16 protein-coding genes and 1 pseudogene are annotated in these 25,560 nt (G+C 56.8%); 3 read left to right on the forward strand and 14 right to left on the reverse strand.

Annotation, left to right across the window (positions count from 1 at the left end):
- Positions 1–138 precede the first annotated feature (138 nt).
- The 12 genes and pseudogenes from recD to rppH all read right to left on the reverse strand — a co-directional run bounded on the left by recD (position 139) and on the right by rppH (position 19,129).
- Positions 139–1,989: an exodeoxyribonuclease V subunit alpha gene (recD, locus tag D9980_RS14695; protein WP_121607682.1), complete on the reverse strand. Its 1,851-nt coding sequence runs from the start codon at positions 1,987–1,989 to the stop codon at positions 139–141.
- Entirely contained in the window at positions 1,986–5,537 is a 3,552-nt protein-coding gene (gene recB / locus D9980_RS14700) for an exodeoxyribonuclease V subunit beta (protein WP_121607683.1), read from the reverse strand. Before recB ends, recD begins: the two co-directional genes overlap by 4 nt.
- Positions 5,534–8,425: a pitrilysin gene (ptrA, locus tag D9980_RS14705; RefSeq protein WP_121609027.1), complete on the reverse strand. Its 2,892-nt coding sequence runs from the start codon at positions 8,423–8,425 to the stop codon at positions 5,534–5,536. Before ptrA ends, recB begins: the two co-directional genes overlap by 4 nt.
- Positions 8,426–8,715: 290 nt before the next feature.
- Positions 8,716–12,086, reverse strand: a pseudogene (recC, locus tag D9980_RS14710) (exodeoxyribonuclease V subunit gamma).
- Positions 12,087–12,408: 322 nt separating this feature from the next.
- Positions 12,409–12,762 (reverse strand): prepilin-type N-terminal cleavage/methylation domain-containing protein, encoded by a 354-nt coding sequence (locus tag D9980_RS14715; RefSeq protein ID WP_121607684.1) that lies wholly within the window; start codon positions 12,760–12,762, stop codon positions 12,409–12,411.
- Positions 12,752–13,198, reverse strand: a complete 447-nt coding sequence (locus tag D9980_RS14720; RefSeq protein ID WP_121607685.1) for a YgdB family protein — start codon at positions 13,196–13,198, stop codon at positions 12,752–12,754. The genes D9980_RS14715 and D9980_RS14720 overlap by 11 nt, the downstream gene beginning before the upstream one ends.
- Positions 13,199–13,200: 2 nt before the next feature.
- Positions 13,201–13,773: a prepilin peptidase-dependent protein gene (locus D9980_RS14725; protein ID WP_121607686.1), complete on the reverse strand. Its 573-nt coding sequence runs from the start codon at positions 13,771–13,773 to the stop codon at positions 13,201–13,203.
- Positions 13,761–14,264, reverse strand: a complete 504-nt coding sequence (locus tag D9980_RS14730; protein ID WP_121609028.1) for a prepilin peptidase-dependent protein — start codon at positions 14,262–14,264, stop codon at positions 13,761–13,763. Before D9980_RS14730 ends, D9980_RS14725 begins: the two co-directional genes overlap by 13 nt.
- Before the next feature lie 206 nt (positions 14,265–14,470).
- Positions 14,471–15,265 carry a thymidylate synthase gene (gene thyA / locus D9980_RS14735; protein WP_021179872.1) on the reverse strand — a complete coding sequence of 265 codons (795 nt, stop codon included), beginning with the start codon at positions 15,263–15,265 and terminating at the stop codon, positions 14,471–14,473.
- A gap of 6 nt (positions 15,266–15,271) precedes the next feature.
- Positions 15,272–16,144, reverse strand: a complete 873-nt coding sequence (gene lgt, locus D9980_RS14740; RefSeq protein ID WP_121607687.1) for a prolipoprotein diacylglyceryl transferase — start codon at positions 16,142–16,144, stop codon at positions 15,272–15,274.
- A gap of 195 nt (positions 16,145–16,339) precedes the next feature.
- Positions 16,340–18,589, reverse strand: coding sequence for a phosphoenolpyruvate--protein phosphotransferase (gene ptsP, locus D9980_RS14745; RefSeq protein ID WP_121607688.1), 2,250 nt, complete (start codon positions 18,587–18,589; stop codon positions 16,340–16,342).
- 12 nt (positions 18,590–18,601) lie between these two features.
- Positions 18,602–19,129 (reverse strand): RNA pyrophosphohydrolase, encoded by a 528-nt coding sequence (gene rppH, locus D9980_RS14750; protein ID WP_021179868.1) that lies wholly within the window; start codon positions 19,127–19,129, stop codon positions 18,602–18,604.
- A gap of 696 nt (positions 19,130–19,825) precedes the next feature.
- Between rppH and mutH the strand changes: the two genes are divergently transcribed.
- The 3 genes from mutH (at position 19,826) to D9980_RS14770 (ending at position 22,087) form a co-directional block, all read left to right on the forward strand.
- Positions 19,826–20,506: a DNA mismatch repair endonuclease MutH gene (gene mutH, locus D9980_RS14760; RefSeq protein WP_021806136.1), complete on the forward strand. Its 681-nt coding sequence runs from the start codon at positions 19,826–19,828 to the stop codon at positions 20,504–20,506.
- Between the two features lie 125 nt (positions 20,507–20,631).
- The gene (locus D9980_RS14765; protein ID WP_024484278.1) at positions 20,632–20,850 is read left to right on the forward strand and encodes a YgdI/YgdR family lipoprotein; all 219 of its coding nucleotides are present in this window, start codon (positions 20,632–20,634) and stop codon (positions 20,848–20,850) included.
- A 196-nt stretch (positions 20,851–21,046) separates the two neighbouring features.
- The gene (locus D9980_RS14770; RefSeq protein WP_021179864.1) at positions 21,047–22,087 is read left to right on the forward strand and encodes an NADP(H)-dependent aldo-keto reductase; all 1,041 of its coding nucleotides are present in this window, start codon (positions 21,047–21,049) and stop codon (positions 22,085–22,087) included.
- A 122-nt stretch (positions 22,088–22,209) separates the two neighbouring features.
- Here the strand turns inward: D9980_RS14770 and lplT are convergent, their stop codons facing one another.
- A complete protein-coding gene (gene lplT, locus D9980_RS14775) occupies positions 22,210–23,400 on the reverse strand; it encodes a lysophospholipid transporter LplT (RefSeq protein WP_024484276.1) in 1,191 nt (396 codons plus the stop codon).
- Entirely contained in the window at positions 23,400–25,553 is a 2,154-nt protein-coding gene (aas, locus tag D9980_RS14780) for a bifunctional acyl-ACP--phospholipid O-acyltransferase/long-chain-fatty-acid--ACP ligase (RefSeq protein WP_046807994.1), read from the reverse strand. Before aas ends, lplT begins: the two co-directional genes overlap by 1 nt.
- Between the last annotated feature and the right edge of the window lie 7 nt (positions 25,554–25,560).

The following is a 25,560-nucleotide window of genomic DNA, read 5'->3' on the forward strand; positions in this document are numbered from 1 at the left end:
TTGATTATCTGGACGGGCGCAGCATGCTGCGCCCCTACGTGTTAAACCCGGCGAGGGTTTGTCAACGATATCAAACCCCATCACCTGTCGTTTTTTATGTTTGATTGTATGGCGGCACTAGCAAGCGCCCACCCGTTGTTACTTCCCGATCTGCAAGCGTTCGGCTAACCCGCTACGGCGTTGCGTGGGGGTGCGGATAGCGCTTACCAACACCTTGTCTACCGCATAGAGCGAAAGCCGCTGGCGTGCGCGGGTAATGGCGGTATAAACCAATTCACGTGTCAGCACCGGCAGAAAATGATTCGGCAGCACCAGCGCCGTATGGTCGAACTCCGACCCCTGCGATTTATGCACCGTCATCGCATAGGCAGTTTCATGCGCCGGTAAGCGGCTGGGCTGTACCGATTTGATACTGCCGTCCGGTAATTGGAAGTGCACACGCAGATCGCCGCCCTCACCGGGCAAGGCAATGCCAATATCGCCGTTAAACAGCCCCAGTGCGCTATCGTTGCGGCCAATCATCACCGGCCGCCCTAAATACCAACGCCCGGCAGGGCCAGGATTACGCCGGATCAAACCGGCACGCTGCAGCCCGCTTTCGATACGCTCATTCAACCCAGCAACGCCAAATGGTCCTTCGCGCAGGGCGCAGAGCAACTGGAAGCGGCCAAAGGCATCCAGGATCGTCACGGCCCCTGCCCCTTCGGCTACCAGCCGCAGATAGTCGCGATAACCGGCAGCGCAGCTATCCAGCAGCCGTTGATAATCTTCGGTTTCTGCCAGTGGGTAACCCTCCACGTCAGAATAGCTGCCGTTCAACGCTGCCAGGGCGCGCTTGCTATCGCCAGCATTCACCGCCAAAGCCAACTGGCCAATGCCGGATTTGGCATCAAACCGGTAACTCTTGCGCAGCAGACACAGGCTGTCGCGCACCGCTGCCTCGGCCTGCGCTGGCTGCCCTTGCAAAGGGCAACCAGTCAGGCGCGCCAACTGCGCCGCACGGGCTTCGCTATATCCCTGCTCGGCAAACCGGCAGATATCCCCCAGCACGGCTCCAGCCTCCACCGAGGCCAGTTGATCGCGATCGCCAAGGAAGATGACTCGCGCCTTGGGGGGCAAGGCAGCAATCAACCTTGCCATCATGGGCAAATCCACCATCGAAGCCTCGTCCACTATCAGCACATCCAGATGCAGCGGGTTGCCCCGGTGATAGCGCATGCGCTGGCTGTTTGGCTGGGCCCCCAGCAAGCGGTGTAACGTTGCCGCTTCCGTAGGGAACAAGGCCCGTTGCTCCGGGGTTAAATCCAACTGACGGCTAGCGCTTCCCAAGGATTCGGTTAGACGAGCCGCTGCTTTACCGGTAGGTGCAGCAAGCTGGATACGCAGACGCTCCCCGTCCGCCAACTGCACCAGCGCCGCCAACAGCTTGGCGACAGTGGTCGTTTTGCCAGTACCGGGGCCGCCGGAAATAATCGCGATGCGGCGCGTGGCCGCTACCGCTGCGGCAATTTTTTGCCAATCAGGTTCGTCCGTGGCCGCGCCAAATAACCGATCGAGGATAGTGCGCAGCTGCGCCTCTTCAAGTTCCTGTGGCACGCTGTCGCTACTGATAAAAGTGGCGACGTCACCTTCGCTCTGCCACATGCGTTGCAGATACAGCCGCTGCTGTTGCAGGACCATCGGCGTTGCCGTACTGCCATCGCTAATCGCTGGCGAGACCGCCAGACGCTGTTGCCAACTCGCCACGTCCGGTTGCCCACAAGCCTGCCACGCGGCCAAGGCCAACTCCGGCTGGCGGCCACCAAACAGATTCTCCGGCAATAGCTGTTCGAGCAACAGACAAACGTGGCCCGCACCAGCCTCCGAGCTCAGGCAGGCGGCTGCCAGCAGGATATCCGGTTCATCATCGTTGGCGACCACCTGGGCAAATTGCACGTCTAACGGTCGCAAGGCGCCCAGAGCCAACGCCTGATGCAAAATCTCAATCATTGCCCATCCTCAACGTTGGCCGCTTCACCGCTAAACAGGCGATCCATTCCTTCAACCAGAGCGAACTCCGGCCGACAGGCAAAAATACCGTTGCCCTCATGCTCGGCATCCACCCCGCGTAAAAACAGATAAATCACCCCGCCAAAATGGCGCGGGTAATCGTAATCCGCCAGACGATGCCCCAAATAGCGGTGAAGCGCCAAGGTATAGAGTTGGTATTGCAGATCGTAACGGTGTTCCGCCATCGCCCGCGCCATCGCTTCTTGGGTATAGGCGCTGCTGTCTTCGCCCAGCCAGTTGGATTTGTAATCCAGCAGGTAGTATTTTCCCTGCCAGCAGAATACCAGATCGATAAAGCCTTTCAGCATGCCCTGAACCTGTTGAAAATCCAGCGCCGGGCAGCCAGCAGAAAGGGGATCGTAGCGTTTTACCAACTCATCCAGTTGCTGCGCTTGCAGCAGGCCGCCGATCGGCAGATAGAACTGTAATTCTGCCTGCCTGGCCCCCGACGGTAAGGCGGATAGCGCGACGCCGCTGCTATTAAGCGGCGCATTCAACAGCACCTGCATCCAGCCGGATAATACCGGCAACCAATGCTCCTCCAGCCCTTGCTGTTGTAACTGCTCCAATAGCCACTTTTCATCTAGCGGTTGGGTAAAGTCCAGCTCTTCAAACAGGCTGTGGAGGAAGGTGCCAGGAGCCGCGCCACGCGGAAAAGTATGGGGAGTAAATGCGGGTGGTGTAGCCGTATCGCCCTCACCAACGGCATCAACGTCCAGGCGCGGCAACAGCTCCTGCATCCGGCTTGCGCCATGCTGTTGCAAGCCGGTATAGCTGGTTACCCGCCAGAAATCCTGCATCCTGCGTGGAAACTGCCTGGCCGTCAGTTCTGCGGCGGCGGCCATCTGGGGCTGCCAGCTCTGTTCACCCGGCGCATCCACCAGCGACAGCGCGATGCCTTGGGTTGCCAGCTGTTGCAGGCAGGTTTGCAGATAGGCCGCATCGCCCGCCTGCCCCGCCTGTACCAGATATCCCAGCGCGCTGCGGTGCAAATCCGTATCGCCCTGCTTCTTGCGCGTGCCGAGGAACAACGGCGCAATACCGATGCTGCAGTGATACACCGAACGGGTCAGCGCCACGTACAGCAGGCGCAAATCCTCTGCCAACCGTTCTTCTTCCGCCCAGGCCACGCTTTCTTCGTTGGCATTGAGATCCAGTAGGGCTTTAAAGGTCTGGCGATCGTGGTACAGCACCTGCTGCTGCTGGCGGAAATTCCCCACAAAAGGCAGCCACACCAGATCGAACTCCAACCCTTTCGACTTGTGGATGGTGATCACCTGCACCAGATGGCGGTCGCTTTCCAGCCGCAGTTGCTGATTGTCCGACTGGCGATTCGGCTGAGCGATCTGCTGTGCCAACCAACGCACCAGCGCGTGTTCACCGTCCAGCTGCGCCGTGGCTTCCTGCAGCAGTTCCCCCAGGTGCATGACATCGGTCAAACGGCGCTCACCCCCAGGGCTGGCCAGCAGGTTTTCTGCCAGATGCCGCTTGGCCATCACCTCACGCAGCATTGGTAACACGCCACGGCGCAGCCAGTGGCTACGATATTCATCAAACTCGTTGACCAAATCATCCCAAGCGGACTCGTTATGGTTTAATCCATCCAGCGTCAAGGCGTCCAACCCCAATAGCCCGGTGGCCAAAGCGCAGCGCAGGGTTCGCTCCTGTTCGGGAGCCAGCACCGCCTGTAGCAGCCACAGTAAATCTTTGGCTTCCGGCGTATCAAACACGCTGTCACGGTTGGAAAGGTAAACCGAGGGGATGGCCAGCGCGCTGAGTGCATCACGCACCAACGCCGCTTCGGCGCGGCTACGCACCAGAATGGTAATATCCGATGCCTGAACGTGGCGACGTTGATCCCCTTTGACCAGCCAGGCTTCTCCGGCCTGCCCGGCACTCAGCCAGTCGCGGATCTGGGCTGCACACAAGCGCGCCATTAATTGTTGGTAATCACTTACTCCGGCCCCATCCCCGGGTTGCAACCAAAATTGCATGGCCGGTTGCGGCTTATTCTGCCACTCGAAAACCAGTTCCTGGTTCTTCGCTGCGGCAGCCACCTCGATAAACGGGATTTGGCCAAACAGGAACGGCTTTTCCACCTGAGCAAACAGGCGGTTAACGCTGCCAACCATCGCCGGTGATGAGCGCCAGTTGGTCTCTAAGGTGTAGTGGGCACTTACCTCTGAACGAGCCTTCATATAGGTAAAAATGTCGGCCCCACGGAAGGCGTAAATCGCTTGTTTGGGATCGCCGATCAGCAGCAGGCCACACTCTTCGCGGCCAACATACAGTTTCTGGAAGATCCGGTACTGCTGTGGGTCGGTATCCTGAAACTCATCGATCATCGCCACCGGATAACGCTGGCGGATCGCCAGCGCCAATTGTTCACCACCGGCGCTTTGCAGTGCCGCATCCAGCCTGCTGAGCAGATCGTCAAAACCCAGTTCGGCACGCTGGCGTTTTTCCTGTTGAATAGAAAGGCGTATTTCACTCAACGCCCTTGCCATGATCAAGTCACGCAGGGTCAAGGGTTCGGCAAATAGCTCATCAACCGCCACAAACAGCGGATGCCGCGGAGCTTCACCTTTCTTGGTTTTCTCCAGCAGCACCGATTGGCGGAACTTCTCCAGCTCTTTAGGTAACTGGTAATCTTCGGTTTCCTGCCCCGCCCATTCGCCCACCTTATTCAGCCAGTTGGGTAAATGCTTGCTGCTGTAGCTGCGTTTGTCGACGCCAGACTGACTGATAAGCGCCTCCAGATCGGCCGCCGCTGCCTGCCATTGCGCCTTGAGGGCATCGATCCGCGCAACTATCTGTTCATGGCGCATCAGCACCGTTTCTTCATCTTTCGGTGGCTGACGCAGAGTGGGAGCTTCGCCATGCAGATAGCCCGAGAGATCGCCCAACAAAGCCTCTGGGCCGCTCCACTCCTGGCTAACCGCCCGGGCAACGCCCAGTGGCAATGGGTAGCAGTGACGCCGCCAAAAATCGGCGCAGGCCTGACGGCGCAACGGCAGTTCGTCCTGCACCAGCGTTTGTTCAAACAGAATGCCCGACTCGAATGCGTTGTGAGTAAGCATTCGCTGACAAAAACCGTGGATAGTGTAGATCGCCGCTTCGTCCATCTGGCGCTCGGCAGCCAGCAATTGCGCGGCGGCCTCTGGCAGATCGCCAATCTCCGCCATCAGCGCGGCAAACAGCGGGTCTGAGCTATGTCCGCGTATGCAGGCAATGCGTAATGCGTGGATATTGCTGCGAATGCGGCCCCGGAGTTCCTCCGTCGCCGCTTCGGTAAAGGTAACCACCAGGATCTCTTCTACCGTGAGCGGCCGCGAAAACGCCGCTGCCTGGCCTAAGCCAAGCAGCAAGCGCAGATACAAAGCGCCGATAGTGAAGGTCTTGCCTGTCCCTGCCGAGGCTTCGATCAGCCGTTCACCAAACAGCGGCAACGTCAGTGGATCAAGCCGCTGAGGAACGCCTTTCGTCATGGCGTCGCCACTTTACGAGGCAGCGTTTTTTGCAGTGACGAGGCGTTAGGATAGGTCACCCAACCCTCACCCGGCGCAGCAAAGTCGGCTTTCTGCTGGCTGCTGCCACTCACCTGAGACAACAGTGCCAGACCCTGTGGCTTAATCACCGCCTGATGGAAGTAATCCGCCAGTTTGGCGGGCGTTAGAATCTGTACCTGAGCGATCAGCTTTTCACGGGTATCGAAGGCGAAATTACCGCGATCGAAATCGCTACTGAAGCGGCCCGCTTCTTCACCCAAGGTTTGTGGACGCTGTTGCAGCTCATTGATCATGGCCTGTTTGTATTGGGCAAAATCGGCATCGCTCAACTCACGCAGGCGCTTTTCCGTTTTCGGGTAGAAATCCTGATAGCGTTGGTAGAGATAGGCTGGCTGCTTACTGTTGCTTTGCAGCAGGAAACCAATGCCCCACTGGCGGCCAACCGGCATCGCGAAGGAGAACACCGCATAGCCGAGTTGCTCTTGGGTACGCAATTGGCTGTAGAACCACGGCTGGATGATCTGCCCCAGCAATGAGCTATAGGCCATGCTGGTCACTTCGTCATACCCCGTTGGAACATACACCGCCGCCAGCGCCGAATCGGTGCTGCTGCCAGGACGCTGCAGGTTGGCAAACTGGTTTTTGGCAATCACGACGTTTTCGCCGTGCCACCATTCCACACCGGTACAACCCAGGTTCTTCTTCAGTGAAGAGGCCAGCGTGTCCACCTGTTGCTTGCTCATATTACCCACTACCAGCAACTCCGGCGTGGCCCCGGCCATCAGGCTGTCGCGGTAAGCCAGCACGTCTTGCAACGTTATGGTTTTCAGCACTTCACGGCGTTCACTGCGCTCGGAATAAGGCACGCGGGACAGCATCTGTACCGGCTGGATCGCCAGCTCAAAGGCTTTGCCCTTCTCGGCGGAATCCAACTGTTCCAGATACCAGGATTTCGCCTGCTCCAACTGCTCTTGCGTTGGGGTAAAGCTGGAGTAGCCTTCAATCAGCGAGGTCAACAGCTGCGGTAGGCGCTGGGTAAAGCCGTTGGCGCTAAACATCAGGCCATTATTAGGTGAGGTAGAGAAGCTAATCCCGCCCACCGAAGCCTGATAGCTCAACTCATCGAGCGAGATCCCCGCCAGATAATCCATCAACGAGAACAGCACCTGATTACGCGCTGAATCCATGGTTTTGGCGTTACGCAAAGCGACCGTCACATCGGCCTTGGGTTCATCGGCAAAATAGCGGCTTGGCATATACAGCACCCGCAACCCTGGCTGGTTCACCACCATTTCCGGTTTGGTAAACTCATGTGAAGGCTTATTCAGGGTAAACTCATCCGGAATATAAGGGTTCAGCCCCGGCAGAGAAAGCGCGATATCTTTACCCAACTGTTGCCATTTCGCGAAGCGTTCCGCGCTGATTTTCTCGACCTGATAAGGTGCCTCAACAAAGTAAGCCGTTTTATTGTGCGGCTCATTCGGGCTGACAAACCAGATACGCGCATTTTGTGGCGTCATCTGACCCAGGCGTTCAGCAATGGCTTTAGGATCGTAGCGATCGGCCAGGTACGGCGCATCCAGCGTATGCTCTACCGGTACGCGCAGCATGGTGTCCACCAGCCATTCGATGTAATTCATGTCGCGGGTAATCGACGGATAGCGGAAATCCAGATTCAGCACATGGGCGATCTCGTCAAAATAACTTTGTTTGATCCCTTCGCCCTGCAGCATTTTCAGATAGCTGAAGATCGCTGCCACCACCTGGTCACGCTCCGCCAGCCCCTTGTCGGTCAAGGAAACGCTGATTGAGAACACACCGCCGTTGCGATCGACCATCGGGTCGGCACCCGCATTGATGGCATCTGCCAGCCCCTGCTTCTGCAGCCAGTCGGAAAGCGTATTGGTGCTGCGGTTGCCAATCAGGTAGCTGATATAGGTATCGGTTTTGCTGCGGAACTCGGCGCTGTTGTTATCGATACGGAATTCGACCTTCAGCTGCTTGCGCGGCTGCGCCGGTACATAATGAATAATGATGCCCTGCTGCTCCGAGGTGACCGCAGGAACGGTGATCGGTGGCACTTTCGCATCGTGGTTAGGAATACGGCCGAAGGTTTTGACCGCCAGCGCTCTCAGTTCAGGCAGGGATTGGTTGCTATACAGCACGCCCTTCATCAGGTTGGCAGAATAGTAACGCTGATAAAAACCAACGAGTTCTTCATGCAGCTTGCTGCCTGGCTTGTCCTGCAAAGTCTCGAGGTTGCCGCCAGAAAAACGTGCGCTAGGGTGAGCCGGATTAAGGGTTTCTGCCCCAACCTGTGCCATGCGCATACCGTCACGGGAGCGCGCCATCGTCAACTCGGCATTCACCGCATTACGCTCACGGTCCGCGTTGCCAGGATCCAGAATAGGTTCGGCAATGGCATCGGCCATGCGGTCGACAGCGGGTTCTAAAGCGTCGTTTTCCACTTCCAGATAGTATGCGGTGCGGTAAGACGCGGTGCTGGCATTGTGGCTACCACCGTGCTTTTTCAAAAACTCGGAGAGGTTCTCGGGTTCTGGATAGCGCTTGGAGCCCATCAGTACCATATGTTCCAGGTAGTGAGCCAAGCCAAGTTGGCTGTTGGGATCTTCCAGTGAGCCTACCGGCAGCGCCAGGGCAGCCAGTGACTTTGGTGCCAACGCGTCAGACACCAGCAGTACGGTCATGCCGTTATCCAGCTTGATAGCCTGATATTCACGCGGATCGTGATCGCTTTTGTTGATCTTTTCCGCCAGCGGTTGCCAGCCTTGTGCGGCCCAGCTTAACGGCGCCCAAAACATAACCAATAACATCAACCCGGTAATGCGGGTCAACAGTCTGCGCATATCCAAAATAAACCCCTGTTCTCTGGCTGTCACGCCAACTCCCTGACGGTGACAGCACGGTGCAAAATGACACAACCGAAAGCGATGCCCAATGAAATTCAATTTCTAACTCAAAGCATTACGGTTTTAAACACTCAACTCACTATAGCCCACATCGTTGGGGCGCAGCGTACGCCACTCTATAACGTATATGCCTATACGTTATGTAAGACCAGACTTAACCTCAATGGTTGAGTATAAAAGCGTAAAATTTTTATCACCTCACTGCGACCTGTGCCACCGAGGGATTGTTACCCAAGATTATTACGGGCCACGGGCAGCAGGTAACGCTCTGTTTCTTTCAGGATTTGTTCAAGGCGAACATTATCCATTTGGCGGAAAACACGCTGAGTATAAGGATCTGCCCCCTCGCCCGGGATCCGCTGATCGCCCTGCCAGGCTTGCAGCAGCTTGGCACGCGCCTTGACCTGAACTTCTTCATCCCAGTCTATCTGCTGCGTTTGCGCCTGATAACATTGGCTCAACCAGGCCCAGCCGCTTTTATTGAGCAGCATCAGCGGCTGCGACAGGCCACGGCGGTAGCCCGCCACTAGCTCCGCCAACTGCTCATGGGCCTCCTCGCTCGTCAGCGCAGCGAAGCGCCAGGCGGAATTCTTGCTGCCAAACATACGGCTTTCCCCGGCCCCCCCAACACAGCAATACACCAGGTGTTCCAACCAAAGTAAGATGCCGTCTACGGCCGAAAGCGTTGCTGGCCGCCAGCGTAGCAAGCCATCCTGCTGTACCTGATGCAGCCAGCCGGTAATACGCATGCCCGCCACGTCGATATCCAACTCCAGGCTGCCATTCTCCTGGCGCTGTTCACGCACCCGTTCGGCCAGCTCCGCCATTTCTTCCTGCTGCTTTTGCCAGTAAATCTCACCAAAAGCTCCGTAAGGTAATCCCCCCGATGCACGCACCCGTTGGTACAACTTGCCTGCATCCTCCCCTCGATCAGCGTGTTCAGCAATTGGCTGTTGAACTGATAGCGGCTGAGGTTATCCAGCGTAAAAGGCTCGTCTTCCGGCAGATCGGTCTCTTCCAGAATGAAGTTAACGCCAAGACGTAGCTGGAAGAAGGCACGGATCGGATGGCGGTAAAAACGGAGCAGTTCATCAAGAGAAACCTGAGTTTTCTCTTCCACCACCAGCGGTTGATTAAATTCCGGATGTGCAGCGCCACGACCATCGGCAGCGGCCAACCATTCTGCCGCATAGCTTTGATCTTCACTCCCCGGCAGGAAGTTTTCCGCAGCAAACGGCATGCGGGCATGGCGTTTAAGCAAGTGCTCACCGACCCTGCGTGCGCTGCCGTCCGCATCCAGCCCTTCATCGCCGGGCAGGCAATAACTTTGCTGCAGATATTCCAACAGTTCAGTGACCAATACCGAAGGATAGCGCTCGCTGTTATCCTGAATGGAACGGCCAATAAAACTGATGTACAACTGCTGCTGGGCAGAGAGGATCGCCTCCAGGAACAGGTAGCGGTCATCGTCACGGCGGCTGCGATCGCCCCGCTTAACCTGCTGCGCCATCAGGTCAAAACCCAGCGGCGGCAAAGTGCGAGGGTAGACACCGTCGTTCATGCCCAGCAGGCAGACCACCTTGAACGGAATGGAACGCATGGGCATCAGGGTACAGAAGTTGATCTGACCGGCCAGGAAACGCTGGCTGATGCGTTGCTGATCGAGCCTTGCGGCCAGTTCATCGCGCAGCAGCGTCAACGGCACGGCATCGGGATAGCGCGCCGCCAGGCCAAAGCTGGCCACTTTCTGCCACTGCTCTTCGATCAGTGCCAACGCCTCTTCGGTTTCGCTGTCTGTCTCAAAGAAGCTACTAAGCAGTTGGCGGCACAGCGGCAACCATTCGGCTAACGGCCGCTCTTCGCTGAGGATTTGCCGCCAACGGCTGAGTTGTGCCAGCAGATCGGCCAATTGCCCGGCCAGTTCGGCCACTAATCCACTCGACTCATCGTAAGGTAATACGCCCTGCCAATCTCCGGCGTTGCTGTCCATGGCGTAGCCCAGCAGCATCCGCGTCAGGCCAAACCGCCAGGTATGCTGCCCGGTTGCGGGCAAATCCAGCTCACGCACGTTGTCATCATCCAACCCCCAACGTACCCCGGATTCGCCAGTCCAGTGGCGTAACAGGCTTAGCCCCTCTTCCTGAATCGAGAAACGCGCCGCTAGCGCGGGCACGTCCAACAGCGCCAATACCTGCTCTGAGGTAAAGCGGCTTTGGGGCAGATCCAGCAGGGAGATAAAGGCTTGTAGCGCAGGATGCGCTTGCCTGGCCTTGCGGTCGGAAATGGCAAACGGTAGATAGCGCCCGGCCGGGGCATTGCCAAACACCGCCTGAATATACGGGGTGTAGCTGTCGATATCCGCCACCATCACGATGATGTCGCGCGCGGTGAGTTGGGGATCTTCTGCCAGCATCGTCAGCAACCGATCGTGCAGCACCTCGACTTCGCGCTGCGGGCTGTGGCAGGCATGCAGACTGATGGAGCGATCCTGCGGATCGAGCTGGCGTTTATTGTCACTGCGCTCCAGGGTTTCCGGCGTGGTGCCGATCAGTGCGTGATCTTCCAGCTCCAGCATGTCGTGCTGAATGGCGTGCAGCAAGCTATCAGCCGGGATCTCGACAAAGGCATCCACCTCCTGCACCGCCTCCATCTGCGACAGTAAATACAGATGGTCGCGCCCAAGCTTGCCCCAAGAAGCTAACAGTGGGTTACTCAGCTGTTGTTCGCCCTCGGCATCAAATAGTTGGGCTGCCTGTTCCGGCTGGCGGAACAAGCCTTGCTCCCGCGCCTGGTGATAGTGGCGGCGTTTGCGGCTCTGCAAACGGGCCAGAAAGGCGTAGTCCTGAATGTCGCCCCAGTAATAGCGGCAGGGGTTGGTAAACATCAGATGGATATCAATATGTTTACCCAAGGCCTGCAGTGCCTCCAGGTAAATTGGCGGCAAGGCAGAAATCCCACAGATAAACACCCGTGGCGGCAGCCCCGCAGGGCATTGAGTGGCATTCTCCAGCGCGCTGATAAACCGGCGATATAAGTTGGCACGGTGCCATTCAGGCTGACCCAGCTCGTGGGTATATTCCACCAACCGATGCCACAGGGGGGCTTGCCAGCTTTGCGCCTCCGCCAGCCCTTCTACCGCCTCCCCACGCTGCCAACTTTCCAGCCACTGCGGGCGATAAACCAGATATTGGTCAAACAGATCGGCAACGCGCCCGGCGAGCTGGTGGATCTTGCGTTTGTCGGCATCATCGGTCAGGTAATGCTGTAGAGGAGCAAACTCGGGCCGGGTCAGCATGCCTGGCAGCAGCCACATCAGCTTCCAGGTCATGGCATCTTTGCTAAAGGCGCTCTCTTTGGGAATGCCGGGCAATACCTTGGTGAACATGTCCCAGATAAAGGTCGCCGGGAGCGGGAAAACGATATTTGCGGCAATGCCAAACTGCTCGGCCAGCTGCATCTGCAACCACTGTGCCATACCGGGGCTTTGCACCAGCACCACTTCCTGTTGAAACGGATCGGCCAAAGGTTCTCTGGCTATCAGCGCGCTGGTCAGCGTTTTCAGCAAGTCCAACTGATTGGAATGATAAACCGTAAACATGAGGCTCCTTGGAAGCGAAAAAGGGCATTACCGACGACATAGTTTCCCCTCACCCTAACCCTCACCCACAGGGAGAGGGGACTGATCGAGAATACTTCGGCCAAAACAGTCCAGGGCAAGCCCAACAACACTCGTGCTACTGGCCGTAATTTCAGTGACCGCCCTCACCCTAACCCTTTCCCACAGGGAGAGGGAACCGATCGAGAATACTTCGGCCAAAGGGAGAGGAACAGATCGAGAGCATCTCGACCAATATACCGATCAAGACGACTGACAAACCTCACCGGCTCACTACGTAGGGGCGCTGCATGCTGCGCCCGCGCTACTGGCCGCAATACCAGCGGCTGAGTTCAATCTGTTGGTGCAGCGGCGTTTGTATCTTCACCGTGCGCCGCAGGCATGAGCCTTGCGCCTGGTGGGTTTCGACCTGGTAGTGCCAATTTGGCGGTAGCGATATGGCATGGGTTATTTCAGCACCGGCACTGAATATTTCCAGCTGTTGGTGCGCCAGCGACCAGGCCTGTCGATATTGCCACTGCCGTTGAAAAGCTTGCAACAGCACCTGCTGATATTGTAACAGCCCGAGCAGCGAGACGGCGAACAACAATGCCGCAATCAACACTTCAGGCAGGCTGAAACCCCGCTGAGTACGCCGGCCAGCTGGTTTAATCAGCACAGTCGCTTTCCCGCTTTTCCGGACAAAAATCCAGCCAGCCGCCTTTTTGCGCTTTCAGCAGGTGGCCACCTGCCCCGCCTTGCTGTGTAGCCAGTTGGTATAGCCACAAAGGTTCCGCTCCCGCGAAATCTCCAGCCCCACGCACCATCACCAAACCGGTACGGGCCGAGAGCCGGGCGCAGGCTTGCAACGCCTCGCCGCTTATCTGCTGACAAGACCAGTGGCTCGCCTGTAGAGACTCCCGTGGCCACGGCTGCGCCAGCCCCCAACTTAAGGCCGAAGCCGCCTGGTTGTAGGCCCGCAGATAGCGCTGCTGATCGACGGCCAGCAGTAGCGCACTGTCCAATTGCCGCTGCTGGGCAGTGAGCAGCATCAGCCCCATTACCAGCAACAACATCACCGCAGCCAATGTGCTGCCCCCCTGCTGCCTATCCATCTCTAGGGTGCCTCCATGCTGACCGCCCACTCCAGGCGGCGTTCTATATTTGCCCGCACCGTTGAGCGGCCACTTAGGGCAAATAACATCAAGGATTTGCCATCGCGCCCTGCAATCTGGTTGACAGAAAAAGACTCAATCCGTACCTCTTCCTGATCGAGCAAGCGTTCCCAGCCGCTGCCCTGGCACTGGGTCACGCTGCTTTGCCCCTCCAGCCCACCGGCCCGCAGGCGGTAACCAAAATACTCGGCATCGCCACCGCTTTCCCAGTTGCCATTGCGGTTAAGATCGTAGGCCACGATCACACAGCTGCCCGGCGCTTCCCCCGCTGCATGGCCAATCAGCAACGAACGCCCCTGACACTGCCCGGCACAAAACCCGCTGCGGCGCAGATCCTTTTCAATCCCGAAAGCCAGCTGGCGTAACACCAGATCCAACCGATAATGACGGCCCATATCAACCGTCTGCTGACGCAGTATCGGTAAGGTTTTCGCCGCCGCCAATGCAATCAGGCTGCCGAATGTCATCGCCAGCAGCACCTCCGGCAGGGTAAAGCCTTGTTCTAAGGTGCGCATAAGGGCAGGCTCCGGATGGCGGTTTCTTCGCTGCACAGCCGCAACCGCCCTTTGGCAGAGAGCACCAGACGTATGCGGCCAGCCGGATTGCCCAGCAAGATATGCCCGGCCTGCGCATTGTTGCGTACACCATAAAATCCCATCTCCTTTTGGGTATAACCTTGTAACTCCACATCCAGATGCTCTGGGGTAAAGGCCCGGTCCGTCAATGCAGTACAGGATGCCGCCTGCGGGCCGCTGCCTATGCACCAGATTTTCCCAGGCCGAAACCACAGTAAAACGTTGCGGTTATGCCAGTTGGCATCGGCCTGTAAGCGCGTCAGGAATGCCAGCAGTTGCTGGGCGGTCTGCTCCAGCCGCAGCGCCTGTTGATAGTGATACCACTGGCTAACCCCCCAAGAGGTCAGCATCCCTGCCAGTACCATGACGATCAACAGTTCGATCAGCGTCAGGCCTTGCTGGTGTTCGGGGCTATTTTTATATCGGTTCATACGGCGAGTGTAATCGGCCAAAGGTACGATGAAAGGCACCTTTTCTCAGGCTGGCAAATGATGCGCAGAATTTTTACTTAGTAGGTAACAAGCTGGGGGAAATTGAGTACGGCTTCGCATTTTTGGCAATGCAGCACGGGCACAGCATGCGGCGCGCCTACTTTCAGCGGGATTAAGAAAGAGGGCCGGATACGGCCCTCAGCAAATCAGATAGCGACAGGAGCCTTGATCGGCGGATGCGGATCGTAGCCTTCAATCTCAAAATCTTCAAAGCGGTAATCAAACAGCGAGGCTGGTTTGCGTTTGATCACCAGCTTCGGCAACGCACGCGGCTCACGGGTTAATTGCAGCTGCGTCTGCTCCATGTGGTTACTGTACAGATGGGTGTCACCACCGGTCCAGACGAAATCGCCCACTTCCAGATCGCACTGTTGCGCCATCATATGGACCAACAACGCATAGCTGGCAATATTGAACGGCAGGCCGAGGAACACGTCGCACGAGCGCTGATACAGTTGGCAAGAGAGTTTGCCGTCCGCCACATAGAACTGGAAGAAGGCATGGCACGGGGCCAGGGCCATCTTATCCAGCTCACCCACGTTCCAGGCAGAAACAATAATACGGCGTGAATCCGGATCCTGTTTCAGTTGTTGCAACACGGTGCTTAGCTGGTCAATCTCGCGACCATCCGCCGCGCCCCAGGCACGCCATTGCTTGCCATAGACCGGGCCAAGATCGCCGTTTTCATCAGCCCATTCGTCCCAGATGCTGACGTTGTTTTCGCGCAGATACGCCACGTTGGTATCGCCGTTCAGGAACCACAGCAGCTCATGAATAATCGACCGCAGGTGGCATTTCTTGGTGGTCACCAACGGGAAGCCTTCCTGCAGGTTGAAACGCATCTGGTGGCCGAAAATCGACAACGTGCCAGTGCCGGTACGGTCGGCTTTAGGGGTGCCCTCGGCGAGCACTTTGTTCATCAAATCCAGATACTGTTTCATTTTTCCTCACGACTGTTGTTGCTGTGGACGACGACGATACGCCCAGATCATCATAATAATACCGGCGAGCACCATCGGCACGGACAGGATTTGCCCCATGCTGATCACCCCGTCAAACAGGCCAAGCTGGGCATCCGGCTGGCGGAAAGCTTCGACGATAATACGGAACGTGCCATAGCCAATCAGGAACAGGCCGGAAACGGCCCCCATAGGGCGTGGTTTGCGGATGAACAGGTTCAGAATGATAAACAGTACGATACCTTCCAGCACCATTTCATACAGCTGCGACGGATGACGTGGCAACACGCCATATTGGTTAAGCAGCGGCAGCAGTTGAGGATTGGCGGCAGCGATGGCGATATCTTCCGGACGCGAGCTTGGGAACAGCATCGCCCAAGGTGTATTGGTAGTGACACGCCCCCACAGCTCACCGTTGATAAAGTTACCCAGGCGGCCAGCGCCCAGACCAAACGGGATCAGCGGGGCAATAAAATCAGAAACCTGGAAGAAGTTGCGCTTGGTGCGGCGGGCAAACCACAGCATCACCGCGATCACGCCAATCAGGCCGCCGTGGAATGACATACCGCCATCCCAGACTTTGAACAGGTAGAGCGGGTTATCCAGGAATAGCGGCAGGTTGTAGAACAGCACATAACCGACACGGCCACCGATAAAGACCCCAAGGAAACCGGCATACAGCATGTTTTCCACTTCGTCTTTGGTCCAACCGCTGCCGGGCTTGTTCGCGCGGCGTACCGCCAACCACATGGCAAAAACAAAGCCAACCAGGTACATCAAACCGTACCAGTGCAAAGAGACCGGGCCGACAGAGAAAATCACCGGATCAAATTTTGGAAACGCCAGATAGCTAGTGCTCATCTATCACCACAATATGTCTGTTATTCATCCCCAAGCGGGGGCGGCAGGTGCCAAACGCGGTGCAAAGCCCGTGCAACGGGAGCACCGCGTTGAGATGGCGCATCATAACATAGGCTTAACCACGTCCGGGCTTGCCGGCAGGGAAAAGTTCTGTAAAAAAATAGGTCAACGCTTAACGGGCTGGACAACGCCTAATCAACGGCCACCGCGGATCAACCCACCCATGCCACGCCGTTCCATAAACGCCGCAACCTGGTGGCGAACCTCGGTGGTCATCTGGGCACTCAATACCCGCTGGGCCAGCCCTTGCGCATCTTCCAGTTCGATATGGCGCAACAGATATTTGATACGTGCAACGCTGCGCCCGTTCATGCTCAGATTACGGTAACCCATACCCACCAGCAGCAGAGCGCCCATCGGGTCTCCTGCCAGTTCACCGCACAGGCTCACCTGCAACCCAGCCGCCGTCCCCTGATCGATGATCAATTTCAGCACCTGCAACATGGCTGGATGCAGGCTGTCGTACAGCGAGGCAACGCGGGTATTATTACGATCCACCGCCAGCAGGTACTGGGTTAAATCGTTGGTTCCTACCGAGATAAAATCGACGCGTGCGGCCAGATAAGGGATCAGGAAGATCATCGACGGCACTTCCAGCATGACGCCAATCCGCGGCTTGGGAATGTCATATCCCAGCATCTCTTCCACTTCTCGCCCGGCGCGATCGATCAGGCGCTTGGCTTCGTCGATCTCTTCCAGGCTGGTGATCATCGGCAACAGGATCCCCAGATTGCCGGTTCCCGCATTGGCACGCAGCATGGCGCGCACCTGGATCAGGAAGATTTCTGGCTGATCCAGCGTAATGCGGATCCCCCGCCAACCGAGGCACGGGTTCTCCTCGCTGATCGGCATGTAGGGCAGTTGTTTATCAGCACCGATATCCAGCGTACGCAGCGTCACCGGCTTATGCGGATAGAAGAGTTGCAGCATGCCCTGATATTGCGCCACCTGCTCCTCTTCCGACGGGAAGCCGCTTTGCAGCATAAACGGGATCTCGGTGCGGTACAGACCAACGCCGTCCACGCGAGTGCCCAGCAGTTGTTCATGTTCCGGGCTAAGGCCGGCGTTCAGCATCACCTGGATCCGCTCACCGCTTTTCAGCTCTGCGGGCTGTTCAACGTCGTCTTCTGCCAGCTTGCTGAGCTCCTGCTCTTCGCTGATCAGACGTTGATATTCCTTCACCAGCACCGGTTCCGGATCGACCAGCAGCTCGCCGCGATAGCCATCAACAATCAGCATTCGCTGGGCCAACAGCGCAGGCTGGATGTCTGCCCCCATCACCGTTGGCACACCCATGGCCCGCACCAGGATCGCGGCATGGGAGTTGGCAGCACCGTCCCGCACTACCACGCCAGCCAGGCGATCCTGCGGCACTTCGGCCAACAGGGTCGCCGTCAGCTCATCGGCAACCAGCACAAAACGGGCTGGCCATTGGCTGGCCCCTTGGGTGGTATCGTCGAGATGGAATAGCAGACGTTGGCCAAGCGCGCGCAGATCGCTGGCACGCTCACGCATATAGGTATCTTGCAAGGTCGCAAACTGGGCAGCGAAGGCTTCAATCACCTGTTTTACCGCCCATTCGGCCACCGAACCGGCATCGATTTCCGCGTACAGTTCACGTTTGAGGCGGGCATCGTTGAGCAGGTGGGAATAGAGATCGAAGATCGCCGCGCTCTCTTTTTGCGAGCTGGCGCTAAAACGCTTACTGAAGCGGCGGAACTCTGCCCCAGCCTCTTCCAACGCCTGTGTCAGGCGTTCGCGCTCGCTGACGGTATCCAGCGTGGAGGCTTTATACACCTGATCGAGTGAAGGTTGGCTGCTATCTAACCATCCCTCCGCCACTGCCACGCCAGGAGCCGCAGCCAGCGCTCGAATGCGGGTCTGCCGATACTGGCCAAAAATGGCGTTTAGCTGTGATAACGAGAGGATCCCGGCCATTTGGGTGGCCAGGGTAACCATGAAGGATTCTTCGCTTTCGTCAAACTGGCGCAGTTCACGTTGCTGCACCACCAACACGCCAAGCAACTGGCGGCGATGAATGATCGGCACGCCAAGGAAGGATCGGAAACGATCCTCTTTGACCTGCGGAATATATTTGAAGCTGGGATGGCTTTGGGCATCCGCCAGGTTGATCGGCTCTGCCCGCCGCCCGACCAGGCCGACGATGCCTTCGTCAAAGGCCAGGGCGATAGTTCGCCCGCGGGGCTTTTTCAACCCGCGCGTCGCCATCAGGTAATAACAGCGGCGGTCGTTGTCTGCCAGATAGATGGAGCAGACTTCGGTGTCCATCGCCAGACAGGTTTCATTGACCAAAAGATCCAGCGCATCTGTCAGACTGGCCGCCGCGGCCACTTTCTCAACAATTTCTCGCAAGCGCGTGAGCATAGTCGGTTTGACTTAACCTCTCTTTCGGCGATAAGCAGGAGGCTGCCGCTGCGCTGCCAGTTCCTGCATTGGCATGACGGTTGCGGCAAACTCTTTCATAACCCGGCGGTACACGTCGCGTTTAAACGACACCACCTGGCGCACCGGATACCAGAAGCTCACCCAACGCCAGCCGTCAAACTCCGGCGTACTGCTGCGCTGCATGTTGATATCCGCGTCATTGCACATTAACTGCAGCAGAAACCATTTCTGCTTTTGGCCGATACAAACCGGCTTTGTGTCCCAACGCACCAAACGTTTTGGCAATTTATAGCGCAACCAGTTGCGGGTTGAGGCCAGGATACGCACATCCTTTTTACTCAGCCCCACTTCTTCGAACAGCTCACGGTACATCGCCTGCTCAGGCGTTTCGCCAGGGTTTATTCCCCCTTGGGGAAACTGCCAGGAGTGCTGACCGTAACGGCGGGCCCATAGGACCTGCCCCTGACGATTACAGATTACGATACCAACATTCGGGCGGTAGCCATCATCATCGATCACCGGACTACCTCGATAAGCATAAATTCGTATTGATAACCTGATTGTTTCACACAAGCCACAGGCGGTAAACCACTGCTTTGCAGCACCGTCGCTCGGATAACATTGGGATAACTCACAGATAATGGCAAAGTTATAAACATGTAACGAGGTTCGAGGGCGGTTTTATTCACTTTTTCTGTGGATAGGTGTGTGAAGAACTCTAGGGATAAGCCGGGAAAACTCGATTGAACTTAAAATCCGCCGTATTTTTGATTTTTTATTATTCTTTTAAATACAATACAATAAACACTTAAACACAGTTATGAACAGGGTAAAAATGTGATCTATGCACGCTTTGGATCTTTCTCTGGTGAAAGATCCACCAATGCGGATTTTATCCACAGATTATTATACCCAGCGACCTATAAAACCGCCAAATTCGTAAAAAATGCCCCGCGTCAAGGCTGTAAATCAAACCAGTGATCGGCAAAAAGTTGGGTTATCCCAGAAATCTGTGGATAAATAGGTGTAAGATCCTGTTTATTGTCGGTGGCTACAGGTGCACAACCCCGCACTGAAAATTTTCTACCGCGATGGGGTAGCCAAAAAGTCATGCAAAATCATGCTACTATTGTTGTTTTCCCCAGCCTGCTTTTCCCTTTTAAGGCTGTGAGTAAATTCGGTACGTTTTTTAACCATAATGCATAGGTCTGATTTATGGCGTGTTTATCCCCGCTGCCGCCAGAAAACGAGCAGCAATTATTAGCCCGTGCCCAGGCGCTGGCTGGCTTTAACCTTGGCGAACTGGCAGCCCGTGCGCAGGTCAGCATTCCCAAGGATCTCAAACGGGATAAAGGCTGGGTCGGCATGCTGCTGGAGCTCTATCTGGGGGCCATGGCGGGCAGCAAGCCTGAGCAGGATTTCCCAGAGCTGGGCATTGAGTTGAAAACCATCCCGGTCGACGCCGCCGGTAACCCGCTGGAAACCACTTTCGTCTGCGTAGCTCCGCTGACCGGCAATAGCGGCGTGACTTGGGAAAGCAGCCACGTACGCCACAAACTGGCTCGCGTGCTGTGGATCCCAGTGGAAGGTGAACGACAAATCCCATTGGCACAGCGCCGCGTAGGTTCCCCGCTGCTGTGGCAACCCAATCAGGAAGAAACCGAGATGCTGCGCCGGGATTGGGAAGAGCTGATGGATCTTATCGTGCTCGGCCAGGTTGAGCGGATCACCGCCCGCCATGGCGAAGTGCTACAGCTGCGGCCAAAAGCGGCCAACAACAAGGCACTGACCGAAGCCACCGGCGAACAGGGCCAACCGATCCTCACCTTGCCGCGCGGCTTCTATCTGAAGAAAAACTTCACCCGGGCGCTGCTGGCCAGGCACTTTACGCTTTGATTAGCCCTCCGCTCCTGTTTTCACCGTCATTTCTCCTGACACAGATGGGATACGTCCGAAAGCCATCTTTGGCAGAGTTTGCTACTCTATTAAGACAATTATTCTAGGTATATAAGGTGTTCGGCATGAAAAAGTGGGTAATGGCTATTTCCGCCCTGATGATGGTCGCCGGATTAGCAGGCTGTTCCAGCGACTATGTGATGGCCACCAAAGACGGCAATATGATCCTCACGCAGGGTAAGCCTAAAATCGATAAGGATACCGGCCTGATCAGCTATCAGGACGAGCAAGGCAACCAGCGCCAGATTAACGGCGATCGGGTCTCGCAGGTTATCGAGCGTTAATCCTGCCCCCGCATCATCCTGACCCCTGACGGATTATCAATCAGGGGTTTAGCCCTACCCCCGGCAGTTATATTCCTCTTTCACCATCTTCTTAGCTTGGTTATAGTCAAGTAAGGCGTGCTACGCCGTTGGATCTCTGGCTTCTGTTTTACCGGGCATCACGCCCGTAAGCGCTAACATTGAAGGAAGGCCGTTAATGCAATACCACCGTATTCCCCACAGTTCTTTAGAAGTGAGCGTGCTGGGACTGGGCACCATGACCTTTGGCGAACAAAACAGCGAAGCCGATGCCCACGCACAGCTGGATTATGCATTAGCCGCTGGCATCAACCTGATTGATACCGCAGAGATGTATCCAGTGCCGCCGCGCCCAGAAACCCAGGGGCTGACAGAACAGTACATTGGCAGTTGGATCAAAGCGCGCGGCAACCGCGACAAAATCGTGCTGGCAAGCAAGGTCTCCGGGCCGATCCGGGGTAATGATGCGGGCATTCGCCCACAGCAGGCGTTGGATCGCAAAAATATCCGCGCCGCCCTGGACGCCAGCCTGAAACGGTTAAATACCGATTATCTGGATCTGTACCAGCTACACTGGCCGCAGCGCACCACCAACTGTTTCGGCAAGCTCAACTATCAGTACACCGATGAAAAAGCCACCATCCCGCTGTTGGAAACCCTGGAAGCGCTAACCGAGCAGGTCCGTGCCGGCAAAATTCGCTATATCGGCGTCTCTAACGAAACCCCATGGGGCGTGATGCGCTACCTGCAACTGGCAGAAAAACACGAACTCCCGCGTATCGTCTCGATCCAGAATCCCTACAGTCTGTTAAACCGCAGCTTTGAGATTGGTTTGGCGGAGATCAGCCAACATGAAGGCATCGAGCTGTTAGCCTATTCCAGCCTGGCCTTCGGTACGCTGTCCGGTAAATACCTCAACGGGGCCAAACCGGCCGGGGCACGCAACACCCTGTTCAGCCGCTTTACCCGCTACTCTTCAGCACAGAGCCAGGCGGCGATCGCCGAATACGTGGCGCTGGCGAAAAAGCACGGTCTGGATCCTTCACAGATGGCATTGGCGTTCGTGCGCCAGCAGCCGTTTGTTGCCAGCACCTTGCTGGGCGCCACCACGCTGGAGCAGTTGAAGATAAATATCGACAGTTTTGACGTGGTGCTGAACGAGGAGGTGTTGCAGGCCCTGGAAGAGATCCACAGCCGCTTCACCATTCCAGCACCATAAAGCTTTCAGGGTGCTGCAAGCAGCACCCTGAAATTGATGGCATCCTAGCAATATTGCTGAATTTGTAGGGAAAATCTAAACGGGCGCAGCATGCAGCGCCCCTACATTGTGAGCCAGTGATGTTAGGCTTTCGAGCGGAACTGAGATATCCACAATACGGTGATGGCAAGGCCGAACACGACGCCAAAACCGATCCCGACGCCGATCACCGGTACGCCTAATTTGACCACCAAAGAGTAGAGGCCAAGCATCAGCAGCATGGCGGTGTTTTCACCCAGGTTCTGTACCGCAATGGCGTTCCCCGCCCCAACGGAGCGTTTGCCCCGCTCTTGCAACAGCGCATTCAGCGGCACCACAAAGAAGCCACCCAGCACACCAATCACCAGCAGTACGCCATAAGCATTCAGCATGCTGGTTTGCACGGCAAAGAAGGCCACTGCGATGCCGATCAGGATCCCGGCAGGCATACAGCGCTTAACCGTTTCCAGCGTCACAAAGCGGGCTGCCGCCCCGGCCCCGACCACGATACCTATTGCCACCATCGCGTTGAGCATGGTTGGCGTGGCGTTATCGCTAATGCCCAGCGCTACCGGTACCCACAGCACCAGCAGGAAGCGCAGGGTAACCCCAGCGCCCCAGAACAGGCTGGTACCAATCAGTGAGAAACGGGTTTGGCCATCGCGCCACAGCACCACGCAAGCGTTGAAGAAAGTGCTCCCCATGACGCGTGGGTGCCAGGAGGCTACCTTATGGGCAACCGGCAAGCGCGGGATATAGAGGTTAGCGACGACTGCCGCGCCGTAAACCACGGCACACACCGCCAGTGCGGCCACGATATGCCAGTCTGCCAACATGCCACCGGCTACCGAACCCACCAGGATGGCGGCAATGGTGGAAGCTTCCATCAGCCCGTTGGCCTTCACCAGCTTATCGCCGCTGGTGATCTCACCCAGGATGCCGTACTTCGCCGGTGAATAAGCCGCAGCCCCAATGCCGACCAGGGTATAGCCCAGGAACGGGTTCAGCCCAAAGCAGATCACCAGCGCACCGGCCAGCTTCAAGCCATTGGCGACCATCATCACCCGGCCTTTGGAGAAACTGTCGGCGATTTGGCCCACAAACGGAGCCAGGATGATATAGGTAGCCACGAAGGCCATTTGCAGTATCGGTTGGCTCCAATCGGGGTACATTTGCTGTTTGATCAGCGCCAGGGTAGCAAACAGCAAGGCGTTATCGCCGAAGGCCGAGAGAAACTGGGCACAGATCACCGCGATCATTGAACGTGACAGCAGTGGGGAATCAGTTGCATTCATTATGCCTTCTCCGGCTGTTCAGCCATTTGGCGCAAAGTAACGAAATCCGGTTTGCCGCTGCCCAGTAACGGCAACGCCTTCACCAGGCGAATATCACGTGGCACCGCCAGCTCCGGGGTGCCCTGCTCACGAGCCACCCGCAGCAAGCTATCACGGGTAATGCTGGCGTCGTTGGTGAACAACACCAGCGCTTCGCCTTTGCTGCTGTCGCTTTTCACCGTGGCCGCATGCAGCCCTTCCGGTGACAGGCGCACAGCCAACTGTTCCACGCTCTCCAGCGAGATCATTTCCCCCGCCAGTTTGGCAAAGCGCTTCACACGGCCACGAATGGTGCAATAGCCCTGTTCATCGAAGCTGACAATGTCACCGGTATCGTACCAGCCAGCTTGCAGCACGCCGTTTTCGTCCTCGGCTGCCGGAGCTTCCAGTTCGCCTGGGCGCTCAACCCGCAGGTAGCCCTTCATGATGTTCGGGCCTTTCAATTGCAGACGGCCGCCGTTATCGATGCCGGCCATCTTGATCAAACGTGCTTCCATCTGCGGCATAATGCGACCTACGGTGCCAACTTTGGCTGCCAGGGGGACGTTGATCGACACCACCGGAGCGCACTCCGTGACGCCATAGCCTTCTAAAATGCGGATGCCGTATTTATCCTGATAAATCTGTTTGGTGCTTTCAGCCAGCTTCTCGGCCCCGGCCACCACATAGCGCAGGCGGGCAAAATCGTAAGGATGGGCGAAGCGGGCGTAGTTGTTGAGGAAGGTCGCCGTACCAAACAGCACGGTGCAGTTACGGTCATAGACCAGTTCCGGCACCACGCGATAATGCAGCGGGCTTGGGTAGAGGAATACCCGGCTACCGGTCATCAACGGGGTGATCAACCCGACTGTCAGGCCGAAAGAGTGGAACAACGGCAGCGAGGACATAAAGCGATCGCGCGGGGTGAAATCCGCAATGGTTCGGATCTGCTCCACGTTGGCCAGCAAGCTGGCATGGGAATGCACTACGCCCTTCGGATGGCCTTCCGAGCCGGAGGTAAACAGGATCAGCGCTGCATCCTCTGGCTGCTGTGGCACCATTGCCTTATGTGGCTGGAGCAGGTGACGCAGGATCCACAGCTTATCGTCTCGGGTGACGGTATCTTTCAAATCTTCCAGATAGACCCAGTTGGCCTCCGGTACCTGCTCTGGCAGATGCGTCAATTTACCCTTTTCCAGGAACTGGCGCGAGGTGACGATGGTTTTAATGGTGGCCGCGGTCATCGCGCTTTTCAGCCCGTTCACACCGGCGGTGTAATTGAGCATGGCCGGAATACGGCCCCGCAATGAAGCGCCAAAGATGGCGGCAGCGGTAATAGTGGCATTCGGTAACAGCAGGCCAACATGCTCTTTCGGCGCGGTAAAGCGTTCCAGGATGCGGCTGACGCCCAGCGATTTTTTGAGCAGCGTATGATAGCTGTCTTCCTTGAAGCCCACGTCTTCGATGCAGGGCTTGAAGCGGCCATAACGATGCTGCGCGGCCAACAGCGCGCCGAACAGGGTTTGCGGTTTGAGGGTATCCATGCGCGCCTGCATCATGATCTGATGCAGCCTGTCACCGGCCAACTGCCGGCGTTGACTGGCTTTTGGCGCCTCTGGCATCGGTAAAGTGGTTGGCGGCAGAATGCTGATGGTGGTCTGTGGGAAGGCGCGGAGTTTATACACCCCGGCCATACGGCCAAACACGCTGAACTCCGGGCCATCGATACGTACCGGCACGATGGTGGCACCAGATTTGGCGGCGATAAAGGCCGCCCCGTCGTAGACCTTCATCAATGAGCCGGTCACCGTAATGCGCCCTTCCGGGAACACCACGATCGGCCTGCCCTGCTCAACCATGCGCACCAGATGCTTGATGGCCATCGGTTTGGTGGGATCCAGTGGCACGAAGTCGATATAAGGCTTCAGCCAGCGCATAAACCAACGATCGGAAATGCTGGAGTAAACGGCAAACACCGGTTTGATCGGTAAGAACAACGCCAGCAGCGCGCCATCCATGAAAGAAACGTGATTCGGGGTGATCAGCAGTTTCTGCTGCTCAAAATGCTTGGCGTCGCCTTCGACACGAACACGAAACATCAGGCGAAACAGTGCACGTAACACGGTATATATCATCCCACTC

Origin of the sequence: Serratia sp. 3ACOL1, from assembly GCF_003668775.1 — a bacterium.
Taxonomy (GTDB): domain Bacteria; phylum Pseudomonadota; class Gammaproteobacteria; order Enterobacterales; family Enterobacteriaceae; genus Chania; species Chania fonticola.

Excerpts from the sequence above, each read along its gene's own strand:
- recD (WP_121607682.1), bottom strand. The coding sequence starts at position 1,989 with ATGATTGAGATTTTGCATCAGGCGTTGGCTCTGGGCGCCTTGCGACCG.
- recB (WP_121607683.1), bottom strand. The coding sequence starts at position 5,537 with ATGACGAAAGGCGTTCCTCAGCGGCTTGATCCACTGACGTTGCCGCTG.
- ptrA (WP_121609027.1), bottom strand. The coding sequence starts at position 8,425 with ATGCGCAGACTGTTGACCCGCATTACCGGGTTGATGTTATTGGTTATG.
- D9980_RS14720 (WP_121607685.1), bottom strand. The coding sequence starts at position 13,198 with ATGGATAGGCAGCAGGGGGGCAGCACATTGGCTGCGGTGATGTTGTTG.
- D9980_RS14725 (WP_121607686.1), bottom strand. The coding sequence starts at position 13,773 with ATGCGCACCTTAGAACAAGGCTTTACCCTGCCGGAGGTGCTGCTGGCG.
- D9980_RS14730 (WP_121609028.1), bottom strand. The coding sequence starts at position 14,264 with ATGAACCGATATAAAAATAGCCCCGAACACCAGCAAGGCCTGACGCTG.
- thyA (WP_021179872.1), bottom strand. The coding sequence starts at position 15,265 with ATGAAACAGTATCTGGATTTGATGAACAAAGTGCTCGCCGAGGGCACC.
- lgt (WP_121607687.1), bottom strand. The coding sequence starts at position 16,144 with ATGAGCACTAGCTATCTGGCGTTTCCAAAATTTGATCCGGTGATTTTC.
- ptsP (WP_121607688.1), bottom strand. The coding sequence starts at position 18,589 with ATGCTCACGCGCTTGCGAGAAATTGTTGAGAAAGTGGCCGCGGCGGCC.
- mutH (WP_021806136.1), top strand. The coding sequence starts at position 19,826 with ATGGCGTGTTTATCCCCGCTGCCGCCAGAAAACGAGCAGCAATTATTA.
- D9980_RS14765 (WP_024484278.1), top strand. The coding sequence starts at position 20,632 with ATGAAAAAGTGGGTAATGGCTATTTCCGCCCTGATGATGGTCGCCGGA.
- D9980_RS14770 (WP_021179864.1), top strand. The coding sequence starts at position 21,047 with ATGCAATACCACCGTATTCCCCACAGTTCTTTAGAAGTGAGCGTGCTG.
- lplT (WP_024484276.1), bottom strand. The coding sequence starts at position 23,400 with ATGAATGCAACTGATTCCCCACTGCTGTCACGTTCAATGATCGCGGTG.
- aas (WP_046807994.1), bottom strand. The coding sequence starts at position 25,553 with ATGATATATACCGTGTTACGTGCACTGTTTCGCCTGATGTTTCGTGTT.